Origin of the sequence: Kitasatospora sp. NPDC097691 (assembly GCF_040302665.1) — a bacterium.
In the GTDB taxonomy this organism is placed as follows: Bacteria; Actinomycetota; Actinomycetes; order Streptomycetales; family Streptomycetaceae; genus Kitasatospora.
Map to the genome: position 1 here is coordinate 22849 of NZ_JBEORY010000002.1, position 26141 is coordinate 48989.

Genomic DNA, 26141 nt, shown 5'->3' on the forward strand with positions numbered 1-26141 from the left:
ACGGTTTCATCGGGCCGACGGATCGGGCAGCCCGGCCGCCAGCAGGTGCAGCGCCGCGGTGAGCAGCGGCTGGAACGGCACCGGCGGGTCGGCGTTCAGGTACTGGTCGTTGGCGGTCTTGACCGCGGCCATGGCCGCCGCGGCGACCAGCTTCGGGTAGAGGTCCCGGGCCGCGTCGGTCCCGGTCCTGGCGGCCACCGAGGCCGCGAGTCCGGCCTCCGCCTCCGCCCCGCCGCGCCACAGTTCGGCCTGGAGCACCGGTTCGCGCAGCAGCAGCCGCACCGCGGCGGTCCACTGCGGATCCGGTTGCTCGACCACGGGCCCGAACGGTTCGAGCACGGCGTGGGTCAGCGCCTCCCACAGCGGCTCCGCGGCGGGCCGTGCCCGCAGTGCCTCGGCGGCCTGCCGGACGCGCTCCTGGTGGCGGGAGACGATCGCCTCGGCCTTGCTGGAGAAGTAGTTGTTGTATGTGCGCGGGGACACCCCGGCCGCTGCCGCGATGTCCTCCACCCGGACGTTCTCCAGCCCCCGTTCCACGGCCAGGCGCAGCGCCGCCCAGCTCAGTGCCGCCCGCGTCGCGGCCTTCTTCCGTTCCCGCAGGCCGGGCTGATCCGTCGTCATGGCCCCTACTGTCGCGCAAAAACTGCGTGCCACGCAAGAGTGCGCGGCACGCAACTTTGGATCGCGTCGGGACGGGGTGGCCCGCGGGAGTCTCGGCGCGTCGTCCGCTGCCCCCATGTGGTCACTGATAGTAGTTGCCTGGTTGCGGAGCGATCCGCCACGCACAGCCCACTCCCGCGCGGCCGACCAGGCGGGACGACTCGACACGAGGAGCGGTCATGGGTGGCAGACAGCGCCCGCCGAGAGCGCGGAACCCCCGCCGGGGCAGGCCCGCCGGGACGGGCCGCCGGGCGGACTCCCGGGTGGGGTTCGCCCGCATCGAGGGCTTCCTGGCCTGGGAGGCCGAGGTCGCGGCGGCCGAGCGGGACGCCCGTGCCTTCGCCGGACAGTTCCCCTGGCTCCCGGCCGCCGAACGGGAGAGCCTCGAACAGGCCTACACCGCCGACCGGCTGCGCTACGCCGAGGAGGTCGTGGATCGCGCGGTCGAGCGCTGCCGCCGGCTGGCCGCCCGCTACCGCGCCGAGTGCCGCCGGATCTGCACCCGCTGGGCGGCGCTCTGCCTCTCCGTCACCCTCGCGGCGGCCCTGTTCGCCGTCGTCCCGGCAGCCCTGCGGGGCTGAGCCCCCCCGCCGGTGAGCACGGCCGGCACGCAGCACGAGGGCCCGCCGCGCCGTTTCGGCGCAGCGGGCCCTCGTCGTGTCCGGGAGCGGGATCAGTGGTGGCCGTGGCCGCTGGTGACCTCCTCGTGCTCCTCGGCGGTGGGCTTCGGGATCTGGCTGCCCCGGCCGTAGAAGCCGCGGGACAGCTTCACCCGCGCGCGGGTCCACAGCCCGGTCTTGCGGGCCACGCCGTTCTCGTCCACCTCCGGCGGCAGGACCCCCGGCTGCGGCTGGTCGTGCGCCGTGAGGGTGTAGAGCCGGCCCGGCGGGAGCGGTGCGTGGATCTCGACGTACTCGCCGTGCTGCAGGCGCTTGATGACGCCGGTCTCCCGGCCGTGCAGCACCTTCTCCTTGTCCCGCCGCTGCAGGCCCAGGCACCAACGCTTGACGATCACGAAGACGACCACCGGCACGACGAAGACGCCGACCCGCACCGCATAGGTGATCGTGTTGATCGACAGGTGGAAGTGGGTGGCCAGCAGGTCGTTGCCGCCGCCGGCCAGCAGGACCAGGTAGAGGCCCATCCAGGCCGCGCCGAAGGCCGTACGGACCGGGGCGTTGCGCGGCCGGTCGGCGATGTGGTGCTCGCCGCGGTCCCCGGCGGCCCAGGCCTCCACGAACGGGTAGGCCCAGATGGCCACCAGGACAAGGGGGAAGACCATCAGCGGGATGAACACCCCGAGGTTGAGGGTGTGGCCGCCCCAGACGCTGACCTCCCAGCCGGGCATCACCCGGATCAGGCCCTCGGAGAAGCCCATGTACCAGTCCGGCTGGGCGTCGGTGGACACCTGGTCGGGCCGGTACGGGCCGTACGCCCAGATCGGGTTCACCGTGGCGATCGCCGACATGAACGCGACCACGCCGAAGACCAGGAAGAAGAAGCCGCCCGCCTTGGCGGTGTAGACCGGCAGCAACGGCATGCCGACCACGTTCTTGTTGGTCCGACCGGGCCCGGCGAACTGGGTGTGCTTGTGGTAGAAGACCAGGATCAGGTGCGCCGCGAGCAGGCCCACCATGATCCCGGGAATCAGCAGCACGTGGACGGTGAACAGCCGCGGGATGATGACGAAGCCCGGGAACTGGCCGCCGAACATGAAGAACTGCAGGTAGCTGCCGACGATGGGCACGGCCAGGATCGCGCCCTCCATGAACCGGATGCCGGTGCCGGAGAGCAGGTCGTCCGGCAGCGAGTAGCCCATGAAGCCGTCGAACATGCCGAGGAACAGCAGGGCCGCGCCGAAGATCCAGTTGATCTCGCGCGGCTTGCGGAACGCGCCGGTGAAGTAGACGCGCATCATGTGCGTCAGCATCGAGGCGACGAAGACGATCGCCGACCAGTGGTGGATCTGGCGCATCAGCAGGCCGCCGCGGATGTCGAAGCTGATGTCCAGTGTCGAGGCGTAGGCCTGGGACATCTCGATGCCCCTGAGCGGGACGTACGTACCGTCGTAGATGACCTCGCTCATGCTCGGCTGGAAGAACATGGTCAGCCAGACGCCGGTGAGGATGATGATGACGAAGGTGTAGAGCGCGATCTCGCCCAGCATGAAGGACCAGTGGTCCGGGAAGATCTTGCGCAGGTTGGACTTGGCCAGGGAGTAGATGCCGAGTCGGCCGTCGGTCCAGTCGGCCATGGACTCGGCCGCGTTCGCGGGCTTGGCGCGCGTACTGGTCACCGGTCCCGGCTGCGACTGCTGGTCGGCTCTCACGACGGGCTCCCCGGCGTCCTCGACGTGCCGGACCGGAGCCCCGTCGGCGGGAACGCCGGCCGGCGAAGTGTTGTGATCATGGGACCTCTCGATACGGGCCCGCCGGGCGGACCGGCGCGCGGACCTGCTCGGCCCGCTGGACTCGTTGCTCAGGGTGATGGAGCGCTTACTCTGTCATGCTGTCGGCAGGGGGCCGACTGTGCACGTCCATCGGCCCGTCCGGCCTCGCGTGTCGGGCCGGACGGGGGTTCCTGACGCCCGATCGGCTGGCCGCCGGTCGGTCCAACGGGTGCCGATGCTGCGGTCGGGTGCCACTGGAGCCGTTCGGCGCGCGCCGTGTCCCGGGGTCGCGCGGTCCGGGGCCTACGCTGCGCCAATGGTGGATCACCGTGAACTCTTCGAGGACGTCACCGAGGCCCTGGCCCGGGCCGGGTTCGACACCGCGCCGGGCGCCTCACCGCTGTGGATCGACCACCACCCCGAGGGCGTGGTGGTCGGCTGGACGCCGGGCGCGGAGCCGGGCGGACCGCCCACCCGGGAGGCGCGCGCGGCGGTGAGCGGCGCGGCCGCCCTCGTGCTGCGCGAGTGCGGCTACCTGGTCGCCGAGACGGAGGCGGGCGACCTGCTGGTGCGCTGCGCCGAACCGGTGACGGTCCCGGCCGAGCCGGAGCCGGTGCCCGAGCAGTGGTGGGGGTGACGGCCGAGGGGCGATGAGGCATGCTGTCCGCTCCGGGGGGCGCATGGGGGTTCCCATACCGAACCCTTACCTGAAGCTGGGGTGCAGTTGACCAGCACGGCTCTAAGGTTTGCCTAAGCTAAGCCGCAACGCCCCGGACCACCCTGTCCGGGGCGTTCGGCCGTGCCGCTCCACCGCCACCGCGGCGGGGCGAGACAGGTGACGGCCCGGGACGGCCCGGGGGAGGAGCCCGCTGCATGTGGGATGAGGCGTTTCCCAGCTTCCTGATCGGGCTGCGCGAGGGCCTGGAAGCCGGACTGATCGTGTCGATCCTGGTCGCCACGCTGGTCCGGGCCGGCCAGAAGGGCCGCTTGCCCCAGGTGTGGACGGGCGTCGCGGCGGCCCTGGCGCTCAGTCTGAGCTTCGGCGCCGTGCTCACCTTCACCGCCGCGAACCTCTCCGGCCGCGCCCAGGAGGCGTTCGGCGGGGTGCTCAGCCTCATCGCGGTCGGCTTCGTCACCGCGATGGTGTTCTGGATGCGCCGCTCGGCCCGCACCCTCTCCGCCGAACTGAAGGAGAAGGTCCGGGCCTCGCTGGCGATGGGCGCCGGCGCGCTGGTCCTCACCAGCTTCCTCGCGGTCGCCCGCGAGGGTCTGGAGACCTCGCTCTTCCTGTGGACCAACGTGCGCACCGCCGGGGAGTCCACCGGCCCGCTGATCGGCGCGGCCGTCGGCCTGCTGCTCTCCACCGGGCTGTGCTGGGGCCTGTACCGGCGGGCACTGACGATGAACCTCACCCGGTTCTTCACCGTCACCGGCGCCGGCCTGATCGTCGTCGCGGCGGGCGTGCTCGGCTACGGCCTGCGCGACCTCCAGGAGTCCGGCCTGGTCGGCGGGCGCGGCACGTACGCCTTCGACCTGAGCGGGCACCTGGACGCCTCGTCCTGGTACGCCACGCTCGTCCAGGGCACGCTCAACCTGACCGTCACCATGACGGTCCTGCAGGTCGTCGGCTACGTCGCGTACCTGGGCATCGTGATGACGATGTTCATCGAGGGCGTCCGGGGCGGTGCGGGCAGGCCGGCCACGACCCCGGCCGCGGGTTCCACGGCGGGTTCCGCCGCCGCTTCCGCTGCTGGTTCCGGGGCGGCCGCGCCCGGCGACGAGGCTGCGCCCGTCGACGGGAAGCCGCAGTCGGCGCGCCCCGGCCGTCCGCGCTGGGTGCTGCCGACCGCACTGGTCGCCGTACCGGTCGTGGTGGCCGGCGCCGTCATCGCGATCAGCGACGGCAAACCGGACGGCTCCGCCACCGTCACCGTCTCCGAGCGGGACTGCGGCAAGGGATTCGGCACGCCCCGGCCCGGCCAGCAGGTGTTCCAGATGCACAACACCGGCGACAAGGTCTCCGAGGTGTACCTGGTCGACCCGGGCACCGGCGCCGTCTACGGCGAGGTCGAGGGCCTGGCCCCCGGCACCACCCGGGCCCTGACCGCCACCATCGGCTCGGGCGACTACGCCTGGCGCTGTGTGCCCACCGGCGGGAACACCGTCACCTCCGCCGCCGTACACATCAGCGGCGGCAGCGAGGTCAAGGCCGTCAAGCCGGTCGCCGAGGACGACCTCAAGGGCCCGCTCGACAGCTACCGGGGCTACGTCGACCAGGGCCTCGCCACCCTCATGACGCAGACCCAGAAGCTCCAGACCGACGTGCACTCCGGCGACCTCGCCACCGCCAGGGCCGACTGGCTCACCGCACACCTGCAGTACGCCTCGCTCGGCGCGGCCTACGGCACCTTCGCCGACCTCGACGGCAAGATCGACGGGCGCCCGGACGGCCTCCCCGACAAGTACCGGGACCCGGGCTTCACCGGCTTCCTGCGCCTGGAGTACGGCCTCTGGCACGGCCAGTCCGCCGCCGACCTGACGCCCGTCGCGGACGAGCTGGCGCAGAACGTCGCCAAGCTGGTGCACGACTTCCCGGCGCAGGACTTCGACCCGGCCGACCTGCCGCTGCGCGCCCACGAGATCCTGGAGAACACCCTCCAGTTCGAGCTGACCGGCGACACCGACATGGGCAGCGGCACCACCCTGGCCACCGCCCAGGCCGACCTGGCGGGCACCCAGGAGCTGCTGACCCTGTTGCAGCCGCTGCTCGACGAGCGGGACCCGCAGCTGCTGGTGCGGGTGAACGCCGGGATGAAGCGGGTCGGCGACCTCGTCGCCGCCGCCCGCACGCCCGAGGGCTGGACCCCGGTCGACCGGCTGCCCGCCGACAGCCGCCGTCAGCTCGACGGCGCCACCGGCCAACTGCTCGAAGACCTCGCTCCGATCCCCGCCCTGCTCGAAATCCGGAAGGCCGCCTGATGACCGACCACACCGCAGCCGCCGGCTCCTGCCCGTACCCGCACACCACCGGCCAGGGTGCTGTCCAGGGCGCTGCCGAGGGTACCGCCCCGGCCACTGCGCAGGCTGATGCCCAGGTTGATGCCCAGGCCTCCGCTGCGGCCGCGACGGAGAGCGGTTGCCCGGCCCGTCCGGCCCGGCGCAGCGTCGTCCGGGCCGCGCTGGGCGCGGGTGCCGGAGCGGCCGCGCTCGCCGGCGGCGCCCTCACCCTCGGGGCCGGTCCGGCCTCCGCCGGGGACGGCCGGCAGGCGAAGAGCGGGGCGGTCCTGTTCCACGGCGCCCACCAGGCCGGGATCACCACCCCGGCCCCCGCCCACGCGGCCTTCGTCTCGTGCCAGGTGATCGCCCAGGACCGCAAGGGCCTCGAAGACCTCCTCAAGACCCTGACCGAGCGGATCCGCTTCCTCACCGCCGGCGGCACCCCGCCCGACCTCGGCGTCGGCGCGCCGCCCTCGGACAGCGGCATCCTCGGCCCGACCCTCCCCACCGACAACCTGACCGTCACGGTCGGCGTCGGAGCCTCCCTCTTCGACGACCGCTACGGGCTGGCCAAGGCCAGGCCGCTCAAGCTGACGCCGATGAAGACCTTCCCCAACGACAACCTGCAGGCCGCCGAACTGCACGGCGACCTCTCGCTGCAGATCTGCGCCGACCGCCAGGACACCGTGCTGCACGCGCTGCGCGACATCACCCGGCACACCCGGGGCGCGCTGCAGATCCTCTGGCGGATCGACGGCTTCCAGAACCAGTCCCGGCCGGACGGCGCCCAGCGCAACCTGCTCGGCTTCAAGGACGGCATCGTCAACCCGGACACCGGCTCGTCCCGGGAGACGGACCGCCTGATCTGGGTGAACGGCGCGACGGGCGAGCCCGCCTGGGCCGTCGGCGGCAGCTACCAGGTGATCCGGATCATCCGGATGCTGATCGAGTTCTGGGACCGCGTCACCCTCACCGAGCAGGAGAAGATGTTCGGCCGCCGCCGCGACACCGGCGCCCCGCTCGACGGCCACCAGGAGACCGACGCGCCGGACTACGCCAAGGACCCGGACGGCAAGGCGATCCCGCTCGACGCGCACATCCGCCTCGCCAACCCGCGCACCGCCGACACCGACGACTCGCGCATCCTGCGCCGCGGCTTCAACTACGACCGGGGCATCGACAAGGCGGGCAACCTGGACATGGGCCTGGTGTTCTGCTGCTACCAGCAGGACGTGGTGCGGCAGTTCGAGGCCACCCAGACCCGGCTCATCGGGGAGCCGCTGGTGGACTACATCTCGCCGACCGGCGGCGGGTACTTCTTCGTCCTGCCCGGGGTGAAGGACGAGACCGACTGGCTCGGGCGGGGGCTGCTGACGTCGGTCTGGGCCTGACGTCCGGTTGATCACCGGCGGGCTCCGCGATCGCTCGGGCCCGGTGTCGCCGCTGCGCACCGGGCCCGTCCTCCGTGCCCCGTCAGCCGCCGAGCGTGAAGCCGATCACCGCGCCGCCGCCCTCGCGGTTGGCGGCGAAGGCGGTGCCGCCGTGCGAGCGGGCCACCTCGTGCACGATCGCCAGGCCCAGCCCCGAGCCGGGCAGGCTGCGGGCGGCGGTGGCCCGGTAGAAGCGGTCGAAGACCCGGCCGAGGTCGGCCTCGTCGATACCCGGGCCGCGGTCGCGCACCTCCACCCGCGGGCCGCGCACCACCACCTCGATCGGGCCCGCGCCGGCCGGGTCGAACTTCGCGGCGTTGTCCAGCAGATTGCCCACCGCGCGGGCCAGCGCGTCCGCGCGGGCGGTGACCACGGTGTCGTCCGCGTCCACCAGGATCTCCCGGTCGCTGCGCCGCCGGGCCTGGGCGGCGGCCCCGCGGACCACCTCGGCCAGCACCACCTCGGTCGGCGGCTCGTCCGACCTGCGCTCCGCGGCGAGCGCCACCAGCTCCTCCACCAGCTGGGTCAACTCCCTTGCCTCATCGGTCAGATCGGCCATCAGTGCGGCGCGCTCGGCGGGCGGCAGCCGGTCCAGGGCGGGCAGTACGGCGAGGTTGGTGCGCAGGCTGGTCAGCGGGGTGCGCAGCTCGTGTCCGGCGTCCTGGACGAGCCGGCGCTGGTTCTCCTTGGCGGTGGCGAGCCGGACCAGCATCCGGTCGAAGGCCCGGCCGAGCCGGCCCACCTCGTCCGTTCCGGCGGCGGGCACCGGGACGTCCAACCGCCCGCTGGCGGCGACCAGTTCGGCGGCGTCGGTGAGCCGGACCAGCCGGCCGGTGATCCGGCGGGCGAGCAGCCAGCCGGCGCCGCCCGCGCACACCGCGACGACCGCCACCAGGACGGAGGTGCGGAGCCGCAGGGTGGCCAGCAACTGTTCGCTGGGACCGACCTGCTGGATGATCTGGACCGCGCCGCGGTGGCCGCCGAGCGAGACCACGCCCACCCGGAGGGTGTCGCCGTGCAGCCGGCGCAGCCCGGTCACGGTGCGGCCGGGCTCGTCGGCCCGGGCGAGTTCGAGGTCCGTCGGCGTCGACGGCAGGTCGAGCCGGGCGGTGCCGGGGAGCAGCCGGGCGTCGGGGGCGAGTGCCTGCGAGGTCACCCGGATCGGGCGCAGCAGGTCGTCACTCAGGCCGCTCGGGCCGGCGAAGTCGCCCGGGAAGAGGGTCTCCTGTGCGGCCTGCCGGGCGACGGAGTCGACGGCCGCGCCGAAGTCGGCGGTCTCGTCGTCCCGGATCAGCCGGGCGGCGGCGTGGTAGCCGAGCGCGCCGATCAGGACCGCCACCAGGGCGGCGATGGCGGCGAAGGCGAGCGAGAGGGTGGTGCGCAGGCCCGGGCGCGGCAGACGCGGGCGGCGCGACGCCGGGCCGGTCACGGCTCGCGCAGCGTGTAGCCGACGCCGCGGACGGTGTGGATCAGTGGGGCCAGACCGGGGCGGTCGAGCTTTCGGCGCAGGTAGCCGATGAAGACGGCGAGGTTCTTCGAGCCGGGGCCGAAGTCGTAGCCCCAGATCCGCTCGTACAGGGTGGCCTGATCGAGGACGGCTCCGGCGTGCCGGGTCAGCAGCTCCAGCAGGTCGAACTCGGTGCGGGACAACTCCAGCTCCTCGCCGGCCCGCCAGGCCCGCCGGGCGGGGGGCTCGACCCGCAGGTCGGCGACGCTCAGGACGTCGGCGGTCGGGGCGCTCCGGTCGCGGCGCAGCAGGGCGCGGAGGCGGGCGAACAGCTCGTTCACGTCGAAGGGCTTGACCAGGTAGTCGTCGGCTCCGGCGTCCAGACCGGCGATCCGGTCCGGGACCTCGACCCGGGCGGTGAGCATCAGCACCGGGGTGCGGTCGCCGGCGGTGCGCAGCCGGCGGCAGACCTCCAGGCCGTTCGGCTCGGGCATCATCACGTCGAGCACGAGGACGTCCGGGCGCTGTTCGGCGAGGACGGCCAGCGTCTGGGTGCCGTTCGCGGCTATCCGCACCCGGTAGCCCTCCAGCATCAGCGCGCGGGCGAGCGAGTCGCGGATGGCCCGGTCGTCCTCGGCGATCAGCACGGTGTGGGTCATGACGGAGATTGTCCCTGGCGTGCTCACGGCGGTTTCGTGCGGGTCGGAGGGGCGGTCGGGCGGGCGCGACCGGCCGCCTCTTCCGCGTGCTCCTTCGTGGGCGTACCGTGGCCACACGGTGGCGCGCCGCCGGGTGGGCCGCCTGGTCACTGTCGGCACGCCCTGCCGGAGGCCGCGATGGCAGACCGGATGGCCCCCTTCACCACCCCGCGCGCGGAGCGGGCGCGGCGGGACGCACGGGAGCGGCTGGGGGACCGGCGGGAGGTGTACCGGCCGGGCGCGTTGCTGCCGGTGGTGGGCGGGCAGGCGGAGCGGTGCATGGACTGCGGGCTGCCGTTCTGCCACAGCGCCTGCCCGCTGGGGAACCTGGTGCCGGAGTGGAACAGGCTGGTGGCGGCGGAGGACTGGCGGGCGGCGGCGGCCCGGCTGCTGGCCACGAACAACTTCCCGGAGTTCACCGGCCGGCTCTGCCCGGCGCCCTGCGAGAGCGCCTGCGTGCTGGCGATCGACGGGGACGCGGTGACCATCAAGAACGTCGAGCTGGCGATCGCCGACCGGGCCTGGGACGAGGGCTGGGACGGGCCGCACCCGCCCGAGCGGGTGGGCGGACGGGGCGGAGGGCGGCGGGTCGCGGTGATCGGATCGGGCCCGGCCGGGCTGGCCGCCGCCCAGCAGCTGACCCGTGCCGGGCACGCCACCACGGTGTACGAGCGGGCCGACCGGCCGGGCGGCCTGCTGCGGTACGGCATCCCGCCGTTCCGGCTGGAGAAGCACCGGCTGGAGCGGCGGCTGGACCAGCTGCGGGAGGAGGGCACCGTGTTCCGCAGCGGGGTGTGGGTCGGCCGGGACGTAGCGGGCGAGGAGCTGCGCGCCGGGTACGACGCGCTGGTCGTCGCGGTGGGTGCGACGGCCCGCCGGGAGCTGCCGGTGCCGGGGCGCGAACTGTCCGGGGTGCACCAGGCGATGGACTACCTGACCTGGGCGAACCGGGTGGACGAGGGTGACCTCCCGGCCTCGCCGGTCTCCGCCGAGGGCCGCCACGTGGTGATCGTCGGGGGCGGGGACACCGCGGCCGACTGCCTGGGCACGGCGCTGCGTCAGCGCGCCGCCTCGGTCACCCAGCTGGACATCAACCCGCGCCCGCCGGAGCGCCGGGCGCCCGGGCAGCCCTGGCCGGTCCATCCCAAGGTGTACCGGGAGACCACGTCGCACGAGGAGTCCGGCGCCGCCGCGGCCGGGCCCCGGGTGTTCGCGGCGGTCACCGTCTGCTTCGAGGCGGGCCCGGACGGCCGACTGGCCGCCGTCCGCTTCGCCGAGGCCGAGCCCCCCGACCGCAGCCCGCGGGCCGGCACCGAGCGGAGCCTGCCGGCGCAGCTGGCGCTGCTCGCCCTCGGCTTCACCGGGCCGGAGCCGGACCAGCTGCTCTTCGCCCAACTCGGCCTCGCCACCGGGCCGGAGGGAACCCTGACCAGGGACGACGGCTTCGCCACCGCGGCCGAGGGCGTGTTCGTCGCGGGGGACGCCGGGCGCGGACAGTCGCTCATCGTCTGGGCGATCGCCGAAGGACGGGCCGCGGCCGCGGCCGTGGACCGCTACCTGCGCGGGCGGACCGAACTCCCGGCGCCGATCGGGGCTTCGGCTCGGGCACTCACGGTGTGAGCGTGCTGCCGGGGTTGCCGGCAGTTCGGCCGGAGCCGCTGCCGCGGGCGTCTGAACGGCGGTTCGGCGGTAGGCGGCGGAGGGTGACGTCCGGGGCGCCGGAGTCGGTGTCGGTGTCGGTGTCGGCGTCGGCGTCGGCGTCGGGACAGGTGTGGACGGGGACCGGAGGGCGAGGGGTTGGGTCATGAGCTGAGCTCCGTGGCCGGTTCGGTCGCGGGCTCGGGGGCCGGCTCGGGAGCCGCTTCGGACGCCGGTGCCGCGGGGCGTGCGCGCTGGTCGTAGCGCCAGAGCGCGGGGAGCGCGGCGGGCAGGAGGGCGGCGCTGCCGAAGCAGAGCAGGCCACCGGTGCGCAGCGCGGCCCGGATGCCCTGCCGGGCGGCGAGGCCGCCGGCCCGGAGATCCCCCAGGGCCGGCCCGGCGGAACCGATCAGCATCTCCAACCCGGCGGCACGGCCACGGAGTTCGTCCGGAATGGACTGGTTCCAGATCGCGCTGCGGAAGGTGTCACCGATCCAGTGCGCGCTGCCCGCGACGATCAGGCAGAGCAGGACGACCCACAAGCCCGGGGCGAAGGCGGCGGCGGCCGTCGCCGCGCCGACCAGGGCGGCGGAGAGCACGACCAGCCGGCCGTGCCGGTGCACCCGCTCCGTCCAGCCGCCCGTCGCCGCGGCGATCAGGCTGCCCACCGCGCCGGCGGAGTAGAGCAGGCCGAGCGCCCACGTGGCGTCCAGGTCCTCGGCCAGGAACGGGAACAGCGCGGTGGGCAGCGCGAACACGGTGGCCGCGAGATCGGCCAGGTAGGTGCCGATCAGGTCGGGCCGCCGCGCGGCGTACCGCGCGCCCTCGACGAACTCGCCCAGCTGCGGCCTCTCGGCATCCCGCTCCGAGGGGACGGGACGGATCCGGGCGAGCAGGGCGATCGAGAGCAGGAAGGTGCCGAGGTCGACCAGGAAGGCGGCCGGGACCCCGGCCGTCGCGATCAGCAGACCGGCGGCGGCCGGACCCACCACCCCGCCGACGCTCCAGCGCAGCGAGAGCAGCGCCCCGGCCGCCACCAGCTGATCGTGCGGCACCAGCCGCGGGATCATCGCCTCGACCGACGGCTGCTGGATGCCCTGCAGTGCCGCCGCCAGCCCGGCCGCGACGTAGAGCGGCCAGACGGCGGGGGCGCCGAACAGCGCGTTGACCAGCAGCAGGGCGCTGAGCGCGGCCAGTGCCACCTCGGAGACCAGGGCGACCGTGCGGCGGTCCGCCCGGTCGGCGAGGACGCCGCCGTAGAGGCCGAACAGGACGGTGGGTACCAGTTCCACCGCGCCGACCGCTCCCACGGCCCACGGCGAGCCGGTGAGGTCGGCGATCTGCAGGGGGATCGCCGTCATGGTGAAGATCGAGCCGAACAGGGTGACCGTGCCGGAGGTCCAGGCCAGGCGGAAGTCCCGGGAGGACCGCCAGGGTGCGGTGTTCGGGAGCAGCCGGGACCAGAAGCGGCCGGGTGTGCCGGGGGCGTCCGGAGCGGTGGGTGCCCCGGGTGTGTCGGGTGCCTGGGCTGTCTCGGGTGTCTCGGGTGTCTCGGGGGCGGAGGTCATGCGGGGGTTGATCCCTTCGTGGCCGTCGGCGTCGCGGGGGCCGTCCTTATCACCGATAAGGACCGGCTCGGGAACTTATCGGCGATAAGGTGGGCCTGGCAAGCGATTAACCCGGGAGGCCGATCGGATGGCGCTGCAACGCGACGAGGTGGTGCGCACCGCGCTGCGCCTGCTCAACGAGGAGGGCATCGAAGGGCTGACCACCCGGCGGCTCGCCCGCGAACTCGGCGTCCAGTCGCCGGCGCTGTACTGGCACTTCAAGAGCAAGCGGGAACTGCTCGACCTGATGGCCGAGGCGATGCTCGCCGAGGCGCTCCCACCCGACCGCGAGCCGGAGCCGGAGCACTGGCCGGAGTGGATCGCCGCCGACGCCCGCGCCAAGCGCAACGCCCTGCTCGCCTACCGCGACGGCGCCCGGGTGCACGCCGGCACCCTGCCCACCGAGGAGGAACTCCCGGCCGTCGAGGCCCAGTTGAGCGCCCTCTGTCGGGCCGGGCTGCGCCCGCGCACGGCGCTGCGGCTGCTGCTGACCGTCGACCGGTACATCATGGGCTGGGTCACCGAGGAGCAGGCCTGGCGGCAGGACGCCGCGGACCGCGAGCGCCCGCCCTTCCCGGACGACGCGCTGCGCGAACTGCCGCTGCTGCGCGAGGCGGTCGACGTGCTGCGGATGACCGACCACGACGCCGACTTCGAGTACGGGCTGCGCGTGATGATCGAGGGGTTCCGGGCCGAGATCTCCCGGGAGTCGGCCTCGTCGGCCTCGTCGGCCTCGTCGGCCTCGTCGGTGCCGTCCGTCGAGCCGGCCGAGTCGGGCGGGCCGGGGGATGGGCTAGGTTGGCGCCATGACCACCCTTGATCCCCGCAGCACGGCCCTGGTCCTGATCGACCTGATGAGCCGGATCGTCGCCAACCCGCTTGCACCGCGCCCCGGTTCGGACGTGGTGGCGACCTCGCTGGAGCTCGCCCGCTCCTTCCGCGCTGCCGGCGCCCCGGTCGTCGCCGTCCGGGTCGAGCGGCCGAACGTCGCCGAGCAGCCGCCCGGGAGCGGACTGCTCGCGGAGGTCGAGGCGGTGACCGACGAGGTGGTGGTCAAGCACACCATCGGCGCCTTCCAGGGCACCGGCCTGCACGAGCTGCTCCGGGAGCGGGGCGTGGAGACCCTGGTGTTCGCCGGGATCGCCACCAACCTCGGGGTGGAGTCGAGCGCCCGCGCGGCCGCCGACCACGGCTACGAGCTGGTGTTCGTCGAGGACGCGATGGCCGCGCTCACGGCGGAGGAGCACCGGGCGTCGGTGGAACTGGACTTCCCGCGCCTCGGTGAGGTCGTGACGGCGGGAGACCTTCGGCTGGGCTAGGTCCTCTCCCCGTGGCTGCGCCGCGACTCCGGTCCGGCTCCGCTTGACCTTGACACGGTGACAAGGCCTTCACTGTGGCCGAGGAGGTGGTCCTTATGACCATGTCGACGGAGAACACGACCACGGCTACGACCCCGGCCCTCCGGGCGCTGGAGAGCGACGACTCGTCGGTCCGGCTGCAGGCGGCGCTGGCGCTCGGCACGACGCCGGACCCGGGGTTCGTGGGTACGTTGATCGAGCGGTGCGCGGTCGAACCCGAGTTCTACGTGCGCGAGATGCTCACCTGGGCGCTCACCCGCCACGCTGCGGGGGCGACCGTCCCGGCGCTGCTCGACGAGGTCCGCTCGGAGCGTGCGCAGGCGCGGAGCCAGGCACTGCACACGCTGTCCAAGATCGGGGACCGGCGGGCGTGGCCGGCGATCACGCCGGCGCTGCTGTCCGACCCCGACGAGGAGGTCGCCCGGACCGCCTGGCGCGCCGCGGTCGTGCTGGTGCCCGAAGGTGCGGAGCACGAGCTGGCCGTAGTGTTGGCCACGCAGCTCGGGCGAGGCGACCGCGAGACGCAGCTGAGTCTCAGTCGGGCGTTGATCGCGCTCGGGGAGGTGATGCTGCCGGCCCTGGGCGCCGCCACGACGGATCCCGACCCCCTCGTACGCGCGCACGCGATCGCCACGGAAGGGTTGTGGCGCGACCCGGATGCGGGATTCGAGTTCGCGATCGAGGAGGCGAAGCGCGTCGTCGCGCTCGGCGGGGCCGACAAGGAGGGCCGGTAGGCAGTGTTGATCGGTGACGTCGCGCAGCGGTCCGGGGTCAGTGCCCGCATGCTCAGGCACTACGAATCGCTGGGCCTGGTGCGGCCGTCGGGTCGGACCGGTTCCGGCTACCGGGAGTACTCCGAGGAGAACATCCGGCGGATCTTCCACATCGAGAGCCTGCGCTCACTGGGGCTGTCGCTGAGCGACGTCGGGCGCGCCCTCGACGATCCCGGCTTCGCGCCCGCGGAGCTCGTCGACGACCTGATCCGCCGGACCCTGGAGCGCATCGCGGCGGAGACGGAGCTGCTCACCCGACTGCGGCGGATCGGTGCCGCGGAACCGGGCGGTTGGGACGGCGTCCTCCGGATCGTCTCGCTCCTCCAGGCGCTGGAGTCGAACAATGCGGGGGCGCGGCAGCGCGCGGCCCTGGCCGCGGTCGCCGCGGTCGAGGAGACGTCCGTACCGGTGGAGGCCCTGGCCGAGGCGGTGCTGGGCGAGCCCGACCCGATCGTCGCGGGAGCCCTTCGGTGGGCTCTGGCGCAGTCGGGCGAGGACGCGGTCGCACCGTTGGCCACGGGGCTCGGCTCACCCGAGGCCGCGGTGCGCGAACGTGCCGTCCGGTCCGTCGCCGAGATCCCGACCGACGAGGCGACCGCAGTGCTGCGGGACGCCCTCGCGCACCCCGACGTCGTGGTCCGCGGGTACGCGGCCCTGGCGCTCGGGGAGCGCGGAGTGGCCGACGCGGTCCCGACGCTGATCGACATGATCGTCGAGGCGAGGAACGACGTCGACGCGGCCGATGCGCTGAGCACGTTGGCGGCTGACCCCGTGTCGGCGGAGCGGATCGCCACCGGGCTCGTCGACCGTCTCACCCGCGGCACCACCGGCACGCCGGCCCGCCGACGGCTGACCCAGGCGCTCGCGGACATCCCGGGCAGCACGGCGTCACACGCCCTCACGGGCCTGACCCGGGACGACGACCGTGCCGTCGCGCTCACCGCCACCTACGTGCTCACCCTGCGCGGCGACGCACGGTAGCCGCGGCGCCCGGGGGTCGGCGTGACGCAGCGTCGCCGCGGTGCGGGGAAGCCGTGGCGCAGGGTCGCAGTGGCGCGCGGTATCCGGCGACTACGCCGTCCGCGGGTCCGCCAGCATGCGGATGTCGTCCGCGGCCCAGAGGACGAACCGCTCGATCGGGACCACCGGGTGGCCGGGCTCGGGCCGGAAGCGGAAGCGCTTGAGCAGGACGGCCAGCAGCAACAGGGCCTCCACCGTGGCCAGTCGGGCCCCCTCGCAGCCGCGCGGGCCCACGCCGAAGGGGATCCACGCCAGCCGGGGGCGGCCGGCCGACTCCTCCGGGGTGAAGCGCTCCGGCCGGAACCGCTCCGGCTCCGGCCAGTACGCGGGGTTCAGGTGGACGGCCCAGAACGGGTAGAAGACGACCTCCCCGGCCGGGATCACGTACCCGCCGACGGCCAGTGGCCCCGCGGTCCGCCGGACACCGTACGGGCCGGGCGGGTAGCGGCGCAGCGACTCCCGGAGGACCATGCCCAGGTACGGAAGCCGCTGCAGGTCGGCGTAGCCCGGCGCCGCGCGGTCACCGAGGACGCGATCGAGCTCCTCGCCGGCGCGCTCGGCCTCCGCCGGGTGCGAGCCGAGCAGGTGCAGGGTCCAGGAGACGGCCACGCCCGTGGTGTGATGGGCGGCCAGCATCATCGCGAGGACGGTGTCGCGGATCCGCGCGGGGCGCTCGCCGGCCTCCACGAGGGAGCCGACCAGGTCGCTGCGGTCGTCGCGGCGGCCCGGACGGTGCGCCGCGATCACCCCGTCGGCCGTCGCCCGCAGGTGGGCGAGCGCCTGCGCGGTCCGCTCGGCGCGCCGGTCCGCGGCCTGTGCCGCCGGAAGCAGGTAGAGGCGCTCCAGGTGGTCGCCGAGCACCATCTCGAAGGCCTCGACCACGGCGTCCGGGTCCTCGACCTCACCGCCCAGGGCATATCCGCAGATCATCTGGAGGGAGATCCCGGTGAGCTCCCGTTGGAGTTCGACGGGCCCGCCGGAGGGCAGGGCGGCCCAGCGGTCGGCGAGTCCGGTCGCCAGGGCCGCGAAACGGGCGAAGTGCCGTTCGTGCGAGGGCCGTCCGGCCAGGACCGTGAGCAGCAGACGACGCCACGGGGCGTGCTCGTCGGCCGGGAGCACCTGGAGGTTGCCCGCCTCGAACAACGGGTCCAGGAAGGAGAAGAGCCGCTCCGGCCGCTCGTCGAGGTGGGCCGTGGCCTCCAGCAGCACCGGATCGGCGATCGACACGGCGGTCCCGGCGCCGGGCAGCTGGAAGCGCACGACCGGTCCGAACTCGGCGTGCAACCACAGCTGGTAGGTGTGCAGACCGCCCGCCCGCGCGATGGCGCCCACCCCGCCGTCCGGGCGGGGTTCGGGACCGGGGATGTTCATCGGGCCTCCTCGTGACGACCCGTCGGATTCTCCCCGCCCGCCGTGCGCGACCACTGCGGGGGCCGGGGCGGCGTACCGGGCGCGTCACCCGCAGGGGTGGTCCGGCGCGATGCGCCGGACGCCGTCCGGTCGGCCGCCTACGCTGGGACGCGCCGGAACCACCCGGATGCTCGAGAAGGAGTCCCGTGCCGCCCTGCGACCCCGCACACGCTCCCGTAGGCGATGTGAGTGCAGCACTGCTGGTGATCGACTCCCGGCTCCGAGCCGTCTACGACGGCAGGAGCGGGGACGACCCGGAACGGCAGCGGATGGTCGACGAGATCGTCGCGTCCTACGGCCCCACGGAGGCCGAGGAGCTGCTGGAAGGCGTCTGCACGCTCGTCTACATGTACATGAAATGGCTGCGATCGGCGTTCGAGGAGCATGACGAGGACGCGGTCGACCACGTGGTGCCCAGCCTGGTGGCCACGATGCGGATGATGCCGAGGACCTTCCGTCCGGAAGTGGTCCCCACGATGGCCGCTCTGCTCATCGCCGCGGGGACCGGCCTGAGCCCGACGCTGTGGCGCGCGCAGTACGGTTCCTGGACGGAGGCCGAGATGAACCCCATGGAGGCCACCGCGGTCCTGCTCGCCGAGTACATCAACCGGATCTCCGGCAACGGCAACGACTTCGCCACCCGGCTGGTCGGCGACGTGCTGTCCGCGCTGGACCAGGACTGACCGGACCAGGACTGACCCGGTCGGTTCTGGCAGCCGTCGCCCGCCCGCCGCGGAGCCGGTCGGCTCAGCCGTGAGTGGGCTCGCGGGTCTGCGTGTGTCCCCCCGAGGTGGAGGCGCCGCTGTCGTCGAGCGCGACGGCGGACGTCGGGGCGTGCCGGTCGTGCGCCGTCGTGACGGGCAGCAGGGCGGCGGCTACGACCACGAGTGCGGCCATCCGACGGATCATCAGTGTCCGATCAGTTGCTGGAACCTGGCCGGTGCAGCATGGCACACGCGCCGCTCGCGGAACAGGGTTCGGGCCGGTGGAGGCGGAGGCGGTGGCGGAGGCCCGAAGGGTCCCGCCGGATCGTCAGGCCGGCTCACCCGAAGGGAACGGCGTGGGGTCGGATCGGCTGTCCCGGGCTGCCGTCAGGGCCTCGCGGAGGTGGCCGTTCGCGGCAGTGAGGAGTCGGGCGGCGGTGGGGGCGTCCACGTCGGCGAGCAGGAGCAGGATGGCGTCCTTGGCCCGTCCGTCGGTCGCGGTGAGGGCGTGGCTGACGCTCCGGTCGTCGGCGCCGGTGGCCTCGGCGACGATCCGGCGGGCGCGCTCGCGCAGCTTGGTGTTGGTGGCCCGGACGTCGACCATCAGATTTCCGTACGTCCGGCCGAGGCGGACCATCACGGCCGTCGACAGCATGTTGAGCACCAGCTTCTGCGCGGTGCCCGCCTTGAGCCGGGTCGAGCCGGCCAGCACCTCGGGGCCCACCTCCACCTCGACGGCCAGCTCGGCGGCGGCCGCCAGCGCCGAACCGCGGTTGCAGGCCAGCCCGACGGTCAGTGCGCCGGCGGCCCGCGCGGCCCGGACGGCCGCCACCGCGTACGGCGTGCGGCCGGAGGCGGAGATCCCGACCAGGGCGTCGGCGGGGGTGAGGACCAGCGCGGCCACGTCGGCCTCGGCGAGGTCAGGGCGGTCCTCGGCACCCTCGGCGGCCTGCGTCACGGCCCTCCGGCCGCCCGCGATCAGGCCCACGACGACTGCCGGGTCGGTGCCGAAGGTCGGCGGGCACTCGGCGGCGTCCAGTACTCCGAGTCGGCCGGCCGTTCCGGCCCCGGCGTAGACCAGCCGTCCGCCGCGCGCCATCCGGGCGGCCACCGCGTCGACCACGGTGGCGATCCGCTCCAGCTGTCCGCCGACGGTGGCGGCGACGGTGCGGTCCTCGGCGTTCATCAGTCGGAGCAGATCGGCGGTGGGCAGCTCGTCGATCGAGGACCACTCGGGGCGGACCGTCTCGGTCGGCGGCACGGCGGGCCGGTCCGGGTGGTCGTGGTTCGCGTCGTAGTGGTTCGGGCGGTCGTGGTCCGCCTGGTCGTGGTCCGCCTGGTCGTGGCCCGGGTGGTCGTGGTCCGTCGGATCCTGGCCGGTCGGGTGCCGGTCGGTCGGGTGCTGGTTCATGCGGCGAGCGTCCCCTGGTGCGAAGGGTCCGAATCAGGGCGAGCGTGGGAGGGAGGAGGTGATGGCCGTGGAGACGACCGTTGCCGAGCTGCTGGACCGGTTCGGCCGCACCTACGCGGAGGAGGCCGGGATCATGCTGCGCGACAAGCCCTCGCCGCTCTACCGGCTGCTCGTCCTGACCGTGCTGTGCTCGGTGCGGATCAGCGCCGACACCGCGACGGCGGCGGCGCGCGAGCTGTCGGCCGCCGGGCTGCGGACGCCGCGCGCGATGGTCGACGCCCGGCGCGGCACGCTCGTCGCCGCGCTCGGCCGGGCCCACTACGTGCGCTACGACGAGAGCACCGCCACCGCGCTCGGGACGGGCGCCGAGCTGCTGCTCGACCGTTGGCACGGTGATCTGCGGCGGCTGCGGGAGGAGGCCGGCGGCGAGTCGGGGCGGATCGGCGAGCTGCTGCGGGAGTTTCCCCGGATCGGGCCGGTCGGGGCCGGGATCTTCCGGCGGGAGGCGCAGGCGGTCTGGCCCTCACTGCGACCGTACTTCGACGAGCGGGTGCTGGCGGAAGCCCGGACGCTGGGGCTGCCGACGAGCCCCGCGGGTCTGGCGGAGCTCGTCGCGGCGCAGGACGTGGCCCGGTGGGCGGCGGCGCTGACGCGGGCGAGCCTGGCGCACGTCGGGGCTCCCTGAGCCGGCCGCCGGCGACGTCGGGCCGTCAGTGCGTTCCGCCGTCAGCGGGTCACACCGTCAGGCCGGCACCGTCAGCGGGTCACACCGTCAGGCCGTCAGGCCATCCAGAAGAACACCGCCGTCATCCGGCGCTCCGCCAGCTCGTTGCCGTAGTAGCCGGTGGCGCTGTGGATCAGATTGGCGTGGTAGAGCAGCAGTTGGTTGTAGCGGTTGGGGACGCGGACGTCCTCGACGAAGTGGTCGGCGGGCACGCGGCGGGTGCCGAGCGCCTCGACGAGGTTGTTGTGCGGGGCGTCGACCACGTTGCCGCCGAGGCGGCCGCCGGGGAACTGCTGGCGGTAGAAGCTGGTGCCGGCGTCCTTGGGGGCGCCCGGGCTGAGGTAGAGCACGGCCGCGTAGCGGCAGAGCGCGCGGGAGTCCGTGTGCGGGCGGGACTCCGACTCCCCGGCGCCGACCACCTGGACGCAGTTGTGGTTGAGGGTGCCGCCGCCCGGGGTGCTCTGCACCCAGAGCCGGGAGGCGCCGGTGGCCTTGCGGACCAGGCCCTCGACCCGGGCCAGTTCGTCGGGCTCCAGGCCCGGCATGGTGCGCAGGCCGGGCCAGGTCTCGGGGCGGTGCGGGTATCCCTCGGTCCACTCGCCGCGGGCCAGACAGCGCTCGCGGACGGCGTCCGGATCGGGCAGGACGTCGTTCAGGACCCAGTAGTCGCGGCCCCGGGTGGGCTTGCGGTACGGCAGGACCGGAAGCGTGGTCGGCCTGATGGGCTGTGAGGGCATGGGCCGACGATAGAGGCGGTGATCGTCAACCTTCTGCCGTGAGCAGGTCAACCTTTCGTCAAGGGTTCTCCGTCCCGGCCGGATCGCCGGATTCCCGTACGGCGAAGCCGCCCAGTGCGCCCTCCAGCCGGTCGTACGCGTGGACGGCGGAGGGGCGGACCGCGGCGGCGATCGCGGCGGGGGCCTCGTCGGCCAGGGTGCGGCGGAGCACCTCGGTGAACACCGCCCGGTCGACGGCGGCGAGGAGCGCGGCGGCGACCCGGCTCTCGAAGCCGACGGGTCTCTCGTGCACGGCCGCGGCGAGCGCCTCGGCGAGGGCGGTCTCGCACTGCTCGTGCACCTCGCGCAGCCGGGCGACCAGGGCCGGGCTGTCGAAGACCGTGCGGGCGAACGCCGGGCCGGAGAAGCCGAGCCGGGCGTCGTGCCGGTCGATCCCGGCCAGGCAGTCACGGCGCAGCGCGGCGAGCGCGGACTCGCCCGGCGCGCGCTCGGCGACGGCCCGGGCGAGCCGGCCGACGAGCTCCTCGTGCAGGTCGAAGAAGAGGTCCTCCTTGCGCGGGAAGTGGTTGGTGACGGTCATCTTGGCGACGCCCGCGGCCGCCGCGACCTCGGCGATGGTCGTCCGGTCGAAGCCCTGCTCGATGAAGAGCCTGGTCGCGGCGTGCGAGATCGCCTCGCGGGTGCGGCGCTTGTTGAGTTCGCGGAGGTTCGGCGTGGTCCCGGTCTCGGTCATGGCGGGAGCCTAGCGCAGCTCGCTGGGTCGGGTACAGGAATTAGGCTTGACCCAATCGCTGGGTCCGTCCTAAGTTCTTCTCGGGCGGTCGGGGTGACCGCCGGGGTGACCGCCCGCCGGCGTGACCGCCGGAGGGTTCGAGGGCGGTTCGCTCAAGGAGCGACCAGGGGAGGGCGCATGACCACATCCGTCACTGCGAAGGGCCGCGGGGGAGTCCGCGCACCGGAGCCGGAGGCGATTCCGCCGGGCCTGTGGAAGATGGGCGCGGTGCTCGCGCTGGGCCCGATCCTGGCGCTGCTGGACACCACGATCGTGAACGTCGGCATCGACTCCGTCGGCCGCGATCTGCACAGCTCGATCGCGGCGGTGCAGTGGGTGGCCACCGGGTACCTGCTGGCGATCTCGCTGACCATGCCGCTCTCGGGCTGGGCCGCCGGCCGCTTCGGGGCGCGGCGGGCGTGGCTGGCCTCGGTCGTCCTGTTCGTCCTCGGATCGGCGCTGTGCGGTCTGGCCTGGTCGACGGGCAGTCTGATCGCCTTCCGGGTGCTGCAGGGGATCGGCGGCGGGATGATCCAACCGCTCGGCCAGGCGATCATCGTACAGGCGGCCGGGCCGTCCCGGGTCGGGCGGGTGATGGGCACCCTGATGCTCCCGATCAGCCTGGCCCCCGTGCTGGGGCCGATCCTCGGCGGGCTGGTGCTGGAGCACCTCGACTGGCGCTGGATGTTCCTGCTGAACATCCCGGTCGGGCTGCTGACGCTGCTGCTGGCCGCCCGCTGGCTGCCGGCCGACGAGACGTCGGAGGCACCGAAGCCCCGGCTGGACGTGACCGGCCTGCTGCTGCTCTCACCCGGCCTGACCGGGCTGGTCTACGGGTTCTCGACGATCGGTGACGGCGGGTCGCTCGGCTGGGCCGTCCTCACCGGGGGAGCGGTGCTGGTGGCGGTCTACGGCGGGTACGCGCTGCGGGTGGGGCGCGGTGGGGCGAGGACGCCGCTGATCGACCTGCGGCTGTTCGCCCGGCGCGGCTTCGCCGTGGCGACGGCGAACAGCTTCCTGCAGGGTGCCGCGCTCTACAGCTCGATGTTCCTGGTGCCGCTCTACTACCAGCAGGTTCAGCACGCCGGGGCGGTGGAGGCCGGACTGCTGCTCGCTCCGCAGGCCCTCGGCACGGCGGTCACCGCGATGCTGGCCGCCCGAATAACCGACCGCCTCGCGCCCCGTCCGCTGATCATGACCGGTATCGCCTGCTCGCTGGTCGGCACGCTCGCGTTCACCCGGCTGGGCAGCGGCTCCGATCCGGCCCACTGGCTGATCGCCGCCTCGCTGGCGCTGCGCGGCGCGGGCATGGGGATCATCGCGATCCCCGGCCTGGCAGCGGTGTACGGGAGCGTCGAGAAGGCCCAGGTCCCGGCGGCGGCCGGCGCGGTCAACGTGCTGAACCGGGTCGGTGGGGCGCTCGGCACGGCGGTGCTGACGCTGGCCCTCCAGCAGGCGCAGCACGGACATCCGGAGCGGCCGGGCGCGGCCTTCGGGGAGACCTTCTGGTGGGTGCTGGCCCTGTCCGCGCTGGCGATCGCGCCGGCCTGGCTCTACCCGAACACCCGCAAGAGCACTGCCTGACTGACCGCCACTTCCCGGTCGTCTGCCCTTCGAACTGCCGTCCTCTGAACGGCCGTCCATTGATCGGCCGTCCATTGATCGGCCGCCGTGGGACCGACAGTCCTTCGGTCGACTGATCGACCCATCGATATCCACGGAGGTACCTGTGTTCACCAAGCACCCCGGCGATCTGCGCCTGCTCACCGTGCACGCGCACCCCGACGACGAGTCGAGCAAGGGCGCGGCCACCCTCGCCCGGTACGCCGCCGAGGGGGTGGAGGTCCTGGTCGCCACCTGCACCGGCGGTGAGCGCGGCTCGGTGCTCAACCCGGCGATGGACCGCCCCGAGGTCCGGGCCGACCTCGCCCGGATCCGGCGTGAGGAGATGGCGGCCGCCCGGGAGATCCTCGGGGTGCGCCAGCAGTTCCTCGGTTTCGTGGACTCCGGGATGCCGGGGCCGGACGAACCGTTGCCCGAGGGCTGCTTCGCCGCCCAGCCGCTCGACGTCGCCGCGGCGCCGCTGGTCGCCCTGATCCGCGAGTTCCGTCCGCACGTGGTGATCACCTACGACGAGACCGGCGGGTACCCGCACCCGGACCACGTGATGACCCACCGGGTCACCGTGGCGGCGTTCGAAGCCGCCGCCGATCCGGCGTGCTACCCCGGGGCGGGCTCGCCCTGGCAGGCCGCCAAGCTCTACTACCATCTGGCGCTCTCCCGGGCCTGGTTCCAGGCGCTGCACGACGGCATGACGCAGCATGGTGTCCCGTCGGCCATGGGCGAGTTGCTCGCCGAGTGGCCCGACACCCCGCCCGCCCTGGCGACCACCACCCGGATCACGTGCGCCGAGCAGTTCGCCGTACGGGACGCCGCGCTGCTGGCGCACGCCACCCAGGTCGCCCCGGGAGTCGCGTTCATGGCCCACCCGCGGGACATCGAGCGCGAGGTCTGGCCGACCGAGGACTACCACCTGGCCCGGAGCCGGGTGCCCACATCAGCCGGGGCGACCGGGGCGGGCAGGGCAGCCGGGGCAGCCGGAGCGGGCGGGGTCGAGAGCGACCTGTTCGCCGGGCTCCGGGCAGGTGAGGGGGTGGGATGATCCCGGAGCCGGAGGCCGCCGCGGCGTCCGTCGTTGCTGCTTCGGTTGTCGCCGGCTCAGCACAGGCCGTCGGCGAGCACGAAGTAGCCCGGGCCGGTCTGCCTGAGGGTGTGGGTGACGAAGGTGTTCCAGAGGCCCATGCTCTGGCCCGAGCCGAGCGCGTAGGTCAGGCCGCCGCTCCGGGTGGCGCGGCCGGCCAGCACCTGGTCGTAGTTGCTCGCGGTGAAGCACTGGGGTGCGCTTCCGGAGGTGGTCGCCGTGACCGTCGCCGATCGGGCGCCCACCGCGCCGGTCGCGTCGACCGCCGCGACGGTGTAGCCGTAGGTCGTGCCGGCGGTGAGACCGGTGTCGGTGAACGACGGGCCGCCGGGGGTACCGACCTGCGTGCCGTCGCGGTAGACCCGGTACGAGGCGGCACCGTTGACGGCCTGCCAGCCGAGGGTGATCGAGCTCGCCCCGGCCGGGGTGGCGGTCAGCCCGACCGGGGCGGGCAGGCCGGGGGAAGTCGGTCCGGTGCCGCCGTCCAGGCCCCAGAACTGCGCGGTGTAGTAGCCGGAGCAGATCGTGTCGAGGAAGTAGGCGCCGGTCGCCCCGCACTGGTCGGGCCCGGAGCCCGGGTGGACAGCCAGTCCGTGGCCCATCCCGCTGACCGTGAACAGTGCCACGGCGGGGCGCCCGGAGGCGTCGGCGTAGAGCTCCTGGCTGGTGCCGCCCGGGAGGCTCCGGGTGCTGGTGGGCCGGCGGTCGACGCCCTGGACGTCGGTCCACTGGTCGCGCAGTTCGGTCGCGTTCACCGGCCGGACCACGGTGTCGGCGCTGCCCTGCCAGATCGCCACCCGGGGCCACGGTCCGGTGTAACCCGGGTACGCGGCCCGGACCTTGTCGCCCCACTGCGCCGGGGTGAGCCCCTGGTCGTTGTTCTGGCAGCCCGAGGCTGCGCCCTGGGTGGTGGCGCAGTGGGCGGGCAGACCGGAGTCGACCGCCCCGCCGGCGAACACGTCGGGGTAGTCGGCCAGCAGGTCGGCGGTCATCCCGCCACCGGCGGAGAGCCCGGTGGCGAACACCCGCCGGGCGTCCGAGCCGTACAGGGCCTCGGCCTTGGCGACCATCTCGACCACCGACTCGGCCTCGCCGACGCCCCGGGCGTCCTTGCCCGTGTCGAACCAGCTGAAGCAGGACAGGCTGTTGTTGGCGCTGCCCGTCTGCGGGAACACCACGGCGAAGCCGTAGCGGTCGGCGAGCGTGGTCCAGCCGGAGTCGCGGTAGTAGTCGGTGGCGTTCTGCAGGCAGCCGTGCAGGGCGACCACCAGGGGGGCGCCGACGGGCAGTGCGGCGGGGGTGTAGGTGTACATCGCCAGGTTGCCCGGGTTCGGGCCGAACCCGGTGACCTGCTGGAACGTGCCGCTCACCGGGTCGGCGGCGGCCACGGCGAGGACGGCGGTGGCGGTGCTCGTGGCGACGGCAGGGGAGCCGGTGACGGAGGGGCTGGTGTCCGCCGTGGCGGGGACGGGCGCGGCGGTGGGGACCGCGAGGGCGGCAACGGCCAACAGCGCGGCGGCGACGGGGCGCAGGGGCATGGGGACTCCTGGGTGGGGGAGGCGGCGGGGGCGGATCCCGTGCAGCGTGGCGCGCCGCGCACCCCGGAGCCATGTGGTGGTCACCCGAGGTCCGCCGCCCGCGCATGGCGCGATCCGCCATGGTTCG

24 protein-coding genes are annotated in these 26141 nt (G+C 74.0%); 13 read left to right on the forward strand and 11 right to left on the reverse strand.

The features are described 5' to 3' along the window. Positions 1–6 precede the first annotated feature (6 nt). Positions 7–621, reverse strand: a complete 615-nt coding sequence (locus tag ABTY56_RS01480) for a TetR/AcrR family transcriptional regulator (RefSeq protein ID WP_350625305.1) — start codon at positions 619–621, stop codon at positions 7–9. A 302-nt stretch (positions 622–923) separates the two neighbouring features. Between ABTY56_RS01480 and ABTY56_RS01485 the strand changes: the two genes are divergently transcribed. Then, positions 924–1241, forward strand: coding sequence for a cytochrome C oxidase subunit I (locus ABTY56_RS01485; protein ID WP_350625307.1), 318 nt, complete (start codon positions 924–926; stop codon positions 1239–1241). Positions 1242–1333: 92 nt separating this feature from the next. Here the strand turns inward: ABTY56_RS01485 and qcrB are convergent, their stop codons facing one another. Further along, complete coding sequence (gene qcrB, locus ABTY56_RS01490; protein ID WP_350625768.1) at positions 1334–2914, reverse strand: cytochrome bc1 complex cytochrome b subunit; 1581 nt, start codon at positions 2912–2914, stop codon at positions 1334–1336. 451 nt (positions 2915–3365) lie between these two features. Here qcrB and ABTY56_RS01495 point away from each other — a divergent pair, with 451 nt between their 5' ends. The 3 genes from ABTY56_RS01495 to efeB all read left to right on the forward strand — a co-directional run bounded on the left by ABTY56_RS01495 (position 3366) and on the right by efeB (position 7437). Further along, positions 3366–3686: a hypothetical protein gene (locus ABTY56_RS01495; RefSeq protein ID WP_350625309.1), complete on the forward strand. Its 321-nt coding sequence runs from the start codon at positions 3366–3368 to the stop codon at positions 3684–3686. Between the two features lie 236 nt (positions 3687–3922). Next, positions 3923–6028 carry an iron uptake transporter permease EfeU gene (gene efeU / locus ABTY56_RS01500; protein WP_350625311.1) on the forward strand — a complete coding sequence of 702 codons (2106 nt, stop codon included), beginning with the start codon at positions 3923–3925 and terminating at the stop codon, positions 6026–6028. Continuing rightward, on the forward strand, positions 6028–7437 hold the full coding sequence (gene efeB, locus ABTY56_RS01505; RefSeq protein ID WP_350625313.1) for an iron uptake transporter deferrochelatase/peroxidase subunit: 1410 nt from the start codon (positions 6028–6030) through the stop codon (positions 7435–7437). Before efeU ends, efeB begins: the two co-directional genes overlap by 1 nt. Positions 7438–7519: 82 nt before the next feature. Here efeB and ABTY56_RS01510 read toward each other — a convergent pair whose 3' ends face one another. Continuing rightward, entirely contained in the window at positions 7520–8905 is a 1386-nt protein-coding gene (locus ABTY56_RS01510) for a HAMP domain-containing sensor histidine kinase (protein ID WP_350625315.1), read from the reverse strand. Continuing rightward, the gene (locus tag ABTY56_RS01515; RefSeq protein ID WP_350625317.1) at positions 8902–9582 is read right to left on the reverse strand and encodes a response regulator transcription factor; all 681 of its coding nucleotides are present in this window, start codon (positions 9580–9582) and stop codon (positions 8902–8904) included. The genes ABTY56_RS01510 and ABTY56_RS01515 overlap by 4 nt, the downstream gene beginning before the upstream one ends. Before the next feature lie 177 nt (positions 9583–9759). On the opposite strand from ABTY56_RS01515, the gene ABTY56_RS01520 reads away from it, so the two are divergent. After that, on the forward strand, positions 9760–11241 hold the full coding sequence (locus ABTY56_RS01520) for a glutamate synthase subunit beta (RefSeq protein ID WP_350625318.1): 1482 nt from the start codon (positions 9760–9762) through the stop codon (positions 11239–11241). A 182-nt stretch (positions 11242–11423) separates the two neighbouring features. Here ABTY56_RS01520 and ABTY56_RS01525 read toward each other — a convergent pair whose 3' ends face one another. Continuing rightward, positions 11424–12827: an MFS transporter gene (locus tag ABTY56_RS01525; RefSeq protein ID WP_350625320.1), complete on the reverse strand. Its 1404-nt coding sequence runs from the start codon at positions 12825–12827 to the stop codon at positions 11424–11426. 127 nt (positions 12828–12954) lie between these two features. On the opposite strand from ABTY56_RS01525, the gene ABTY56_RS01530 reads away from it, so the two are divergent. The 4 genes from ABTY56_RS01530 (at position 12955) to ABTY56_RS01545 (ending at position 15978) form a co-directional block, all read left to right on the forward strand. Beyond that, positions 12955–13686, forward strand: a complete 732-nt coding sequence (locus ABTY56_RS01530) for a TetR/AcrR family transcriptional regulator C-terminal domain-containing protein (RefSeq protein ID WP_350625322.1) — start codon at positions 12955–12957, stop codon at positions 13684–13686. Then, positions 13673–14185 carry an isochorismatase family protein gene (locus ABTY56_RS01535; protein WP_350625324.1) on the forward strand — a complete coding sequence of 171 codons (513 nt, stop codon included), beginning with the start codon at positions 13673–13675 and terminating at the stop codon, positions 14183–14185. Before ABTY56_RS01530 ends, ABTY56_RS01535 begins: the two co-directional genes overlap by 14 nt. 95 nt (positions 14186–14280) lie before the next feature. Continuing rightward, positions 14281–14958 carry a HEAT repeat domain-containing protein gene (locus tag ABTY56_RS01540; protein WP_502893004.1) on the forward strand — a complete coding sequence of 226 codons (678 nt, stop codon included), beginning with the start codon at positions 14281–14283 and terminating at the stop codon, positions 14956–14958. Positions 14959–14961: 3 nt separating this feature from the next. Then, on the forward strand, positions 14962–15978 hold the full coding sequence (locus tag ABTY56_RS01545; RefSeq protein WP_350625326.1) for a HEAT repeat domain-containing protein: 1017 nt from the start codon (positions 14962–14964) through the stop codon (positions 15976–15978). A 90-nt stretch (positions 15979–16068) separates the two neighbouring features. On the opposite strand, the gene ABTY56_RS01550 is transcribed toward ABTY56_RS01545, so the two are convergent. Beyond that, positions 16069–17388, reverse strand: coding sequence for a cytochrome P450 (locus ABTY56_RS01550; RefSeq protein ID WP_350625328.1), 1320 nt, complete (start codon positions 17386–17388; stop codon positions 16069–16071). A 224-nt stretch (positions 17389–17612) separates the two neighbouring features. Here ABTY56_RS01550 and ABTY56_RS01555 point away from each other — a divergent pair, with 224 nt between their 5' ends. Then, a complete protein-coding gene (locus tag ABTY56_RS01555; protein WP_350625330.1) occupies positions 17613–18110 on the forward strand; it encodes a hypothetical protein in 498 nt (165 codons plus the stop codon). A 64-nt stretch (positions 18111–18174) separates the two neighbouring features. Here ABTY56_RS01555 and ABTY56_RS01560 read toward each other — a convergent pair whose 3' ends face one another. Both ABTY56_RS01560 and murQ read right to left on the reverse strand, forming a co-directional pair. After that, entirely contained in the window at positions 18175–18324 is a 150-nt protein-coding gene (locus ABTY56_RS01560; protein WP_350625332.1) for a hypothetical protein, read from the reverse strand. A gap of 135 nt (positions 18325–18459) precedes the next feature. Then, the gene (gene murQ, locus ABTY56_RS01565) at positions 18460–19542 is read right to left on the reverse strand and encodes an N-acetylmuramic acid 6-phosphate etherase (protein WP_350625334.1); all 1083 of its coding nucleotides are present in this window, start codon (positions 19540–19542) and stop codon (positions 18460–18462) included. Positions 19543–19603: 61 nt separating this feature from the next. Here murQ and ABTY56_RS01570 point away from each other — a divergent pair, with 61 nt between their 5' ends. Beyond that, positions 19604–20227: an endonuclease gene (locus ABTY56_RS01570; protein ID WP_350625336.1), complete on the forward strand. Its 624-nt coding sequence runs from the start codon at positions 19604–19606 to the stop codon at positions 20225–20227. Between the two features lie 95 nt (positions 20228–20322). Here the strand turns inward: ABTY56_RS01570 and ABTY56_RS01575 are convergent, their stop codons facing one another. Together ABTY56_RS01575 and ABTY56_RS01580 are read right to left on the reverse strand one after the other, a co-directional pair. Continuing rightward, a complete protein-coding gene (locus tag ABTY56_RS01575; protein WP_350625338.1) occupies positions 20323–21003 on the reverse strand; it encodes a DUF6445 family protein in 681 nt (226 codons plus the stop codon). Between the two features lie 58 nt (positions 21004–21061). Beyond that, positions 21062–21736 carry a TetR/AcrR family transcriptional regulator gene (locus tag ABTY56_RS01580; protein ID WP_350625340.1) on the reverse strand — a complete coding sequence of 225 codons (675 nt, stop codon included), beginning with the start codon at positions 21734–21736 and terminating at the stop codon, positions 21062–21064. Positions 21737–21913: 177 nt separating this feature from the next. Here ABTY56_RS01580 and ABTY56_RS01585 point away from each other — a divergent pair, with 177 nt between their 5' ends. Both ABTY56_RS01585 and mca read left to right on the forward strand, forming a co-directional pair. Next, on the forward strand, positions 21914–23359 hold the full coding sequence (locus tag ABTY56_RS01585) for an MDR family MFS transporter (RefSeq protein WP_350625342.1): 1446 nt from the start codon (positions 21914–21916) through the stop codon (positions 23357–23359). Between the two features lie 145 nt (positions 23360–23504). Continuing rightward, a complete protein-coding gene (gene mca / locus ABTY56_RS01590) occupies positions 23505–24437 on the forward strand; it encodes a mycothiol conjugate amidase Mca (protein WP_350625344.1) in 933 nt (310 codons plus the stop codon). A gap of 56 nt (positions 24438–24493) precedes the next feature. Here mca and ABTY56_RS01595 read toward each other — a convergent pair whose 3' ends face one another. Continuing rightward, positions 24494–26014 carry an extracellular catalytic domain type 1 short-chain-length polyhydroxyalkanoate depolymerase gene (locus tag ABTY56_RS01595; protein ID WP_350625346.1) on the reverse strand — a complete coding sequence of 507 codons (1521 nt, stop codon included), beginning with the start codon at positions 26012–26014 and terminating at the stop codon, positions 24494–24496. Between the last annotated feature and the right edge of the window lie 127 nt (positions 26015–26141).

Coding starts and splice junctions, on each gene's coding strand:
- ABTY56_RS01480 (WP_350625305.1), bottom strand. CDS start 621: ATGACGACGGATCAGCCCGGCCTGCGGGAACGGAAGAAGGCCGCGACG.
- qcrB (WP_350625768.1), bottom strand. CDS start 2,914: ATGGCCGACTGGACCGACGGCCGACTCGGCATCTACTCCCTGGCCAAG.
- ABTY56_RS01495 (WP_350625309.1), top strand. CDS start 3,366: ATGGTGGATCACCGTGAACTCTTCGAGGACGTCACCGAGGCCCTGGCC.
- efeU (WP_350625311.1), top strand. CDS start 3,923: ATGTGGGATGAGGCGTTTCCCAGCTTCCTGATCGGGCTGCGCGAGGGC.
- efeB (WP_350625313.1), top strand. CDS start 6,028: ATGACCGACCACACCGCAGCCGCCGGCTCCTGCCCGTACCCGCACACC.
- ABTY56_RS01515 (WP_350625317.1), bottom strand. CDS start 9,582: ATGACCCACACCGTGCTGATCGCCGAGGACGACCGGGCCATCCGCGAC.
- ABTY56_RS01520 (WP_350625318.1), top strand. CDS start 9,760: ATGGCAGACCGGATGGCCCCCTTCACCACCCCGCGCGCGGAGCGGGCG.
- ABTY56_RS01525 (WP_350625320.1), bottom strand. CDS start 12,827: ATGACCTCCGCCCCCGAGACACCCGAGACACCCGAGACAGCCCAGGCA.
- ABTY56_RS01530 (WP_350625322.1), top strand. CDS start 12,955: ATGGCGCTGCAACGCGACGAGGTGGTGCGCACCGCGCTGCGCCTGCTC.
- ABTY56_RS01535 (WP_350625324.1), top strand. CDS start 13,673: ATGACCACCCTTGATCCCCGCAGCACGGCCCTGGTCCTGATCGACCTG.
- ABTY56_RS01540 (WP_502893004.1), top strand. CDS start 14,281: ATGACCATGTCGACGGAGAACACGACCACGGCTACGACCCCGGCCCTC.
- ABTY56_RS01550 (WP_350625328.1), bottom strand. CDS start 17,388: ATGAACATCCCCGGTCCCGAACCCCGCCCGGACGGCGGGGTGGGCGCC.
- ABTY56_RS01560 (WP_350625332.1), bottom strand. CDS start 18,324: ATGGCCGCACTCGTGGTCGTAGCCGCCGCCCTGCTGCCCGTCACGACG.
- murQ (WP_350625334.1), bottom strand. CDS start 19,542: ATGAACCAGCACCCGACCGACCGGCACCCGACCGGCCAGGATCCGACG.
- ABTY56_RS01570 (WP_350625336.1), top strand. CDS start 19,604: ATGGCCGTGGAGACGACCGTTGCCGAGCTGCTGGACCGGTTCGGCCGC.
- ABTY56_RS01575 (WP_350625338.1), bottom strand. CDS start 21,003: ATGCCCTCACAGCCCATCAGGCCGACCACGCTTCCGGTCCTGCCGTAC.
- ABTY56_RS01580 (WP_350625340.1), bottom strand. CDS start 21,736: ATGACCGAGACCGGGACCACGCCGAACCTCCGCGAACTCAACAAGCGC.
- ABTY56_RS01585 (WP_350625342.1), top strand. CDS start 21,914: ATGACCACATCCGTCACTGCGAAGGGCCGCGGGGGAGTCCGCGCACCG.
- ABTY56_RS01595 (WP_350625346.1), bottom strand. CDS start 26,014: ATGCCCCTGCGCCCCGTCGCCGCCGCGCTGTTGGCCGTTGCCGCCCTC.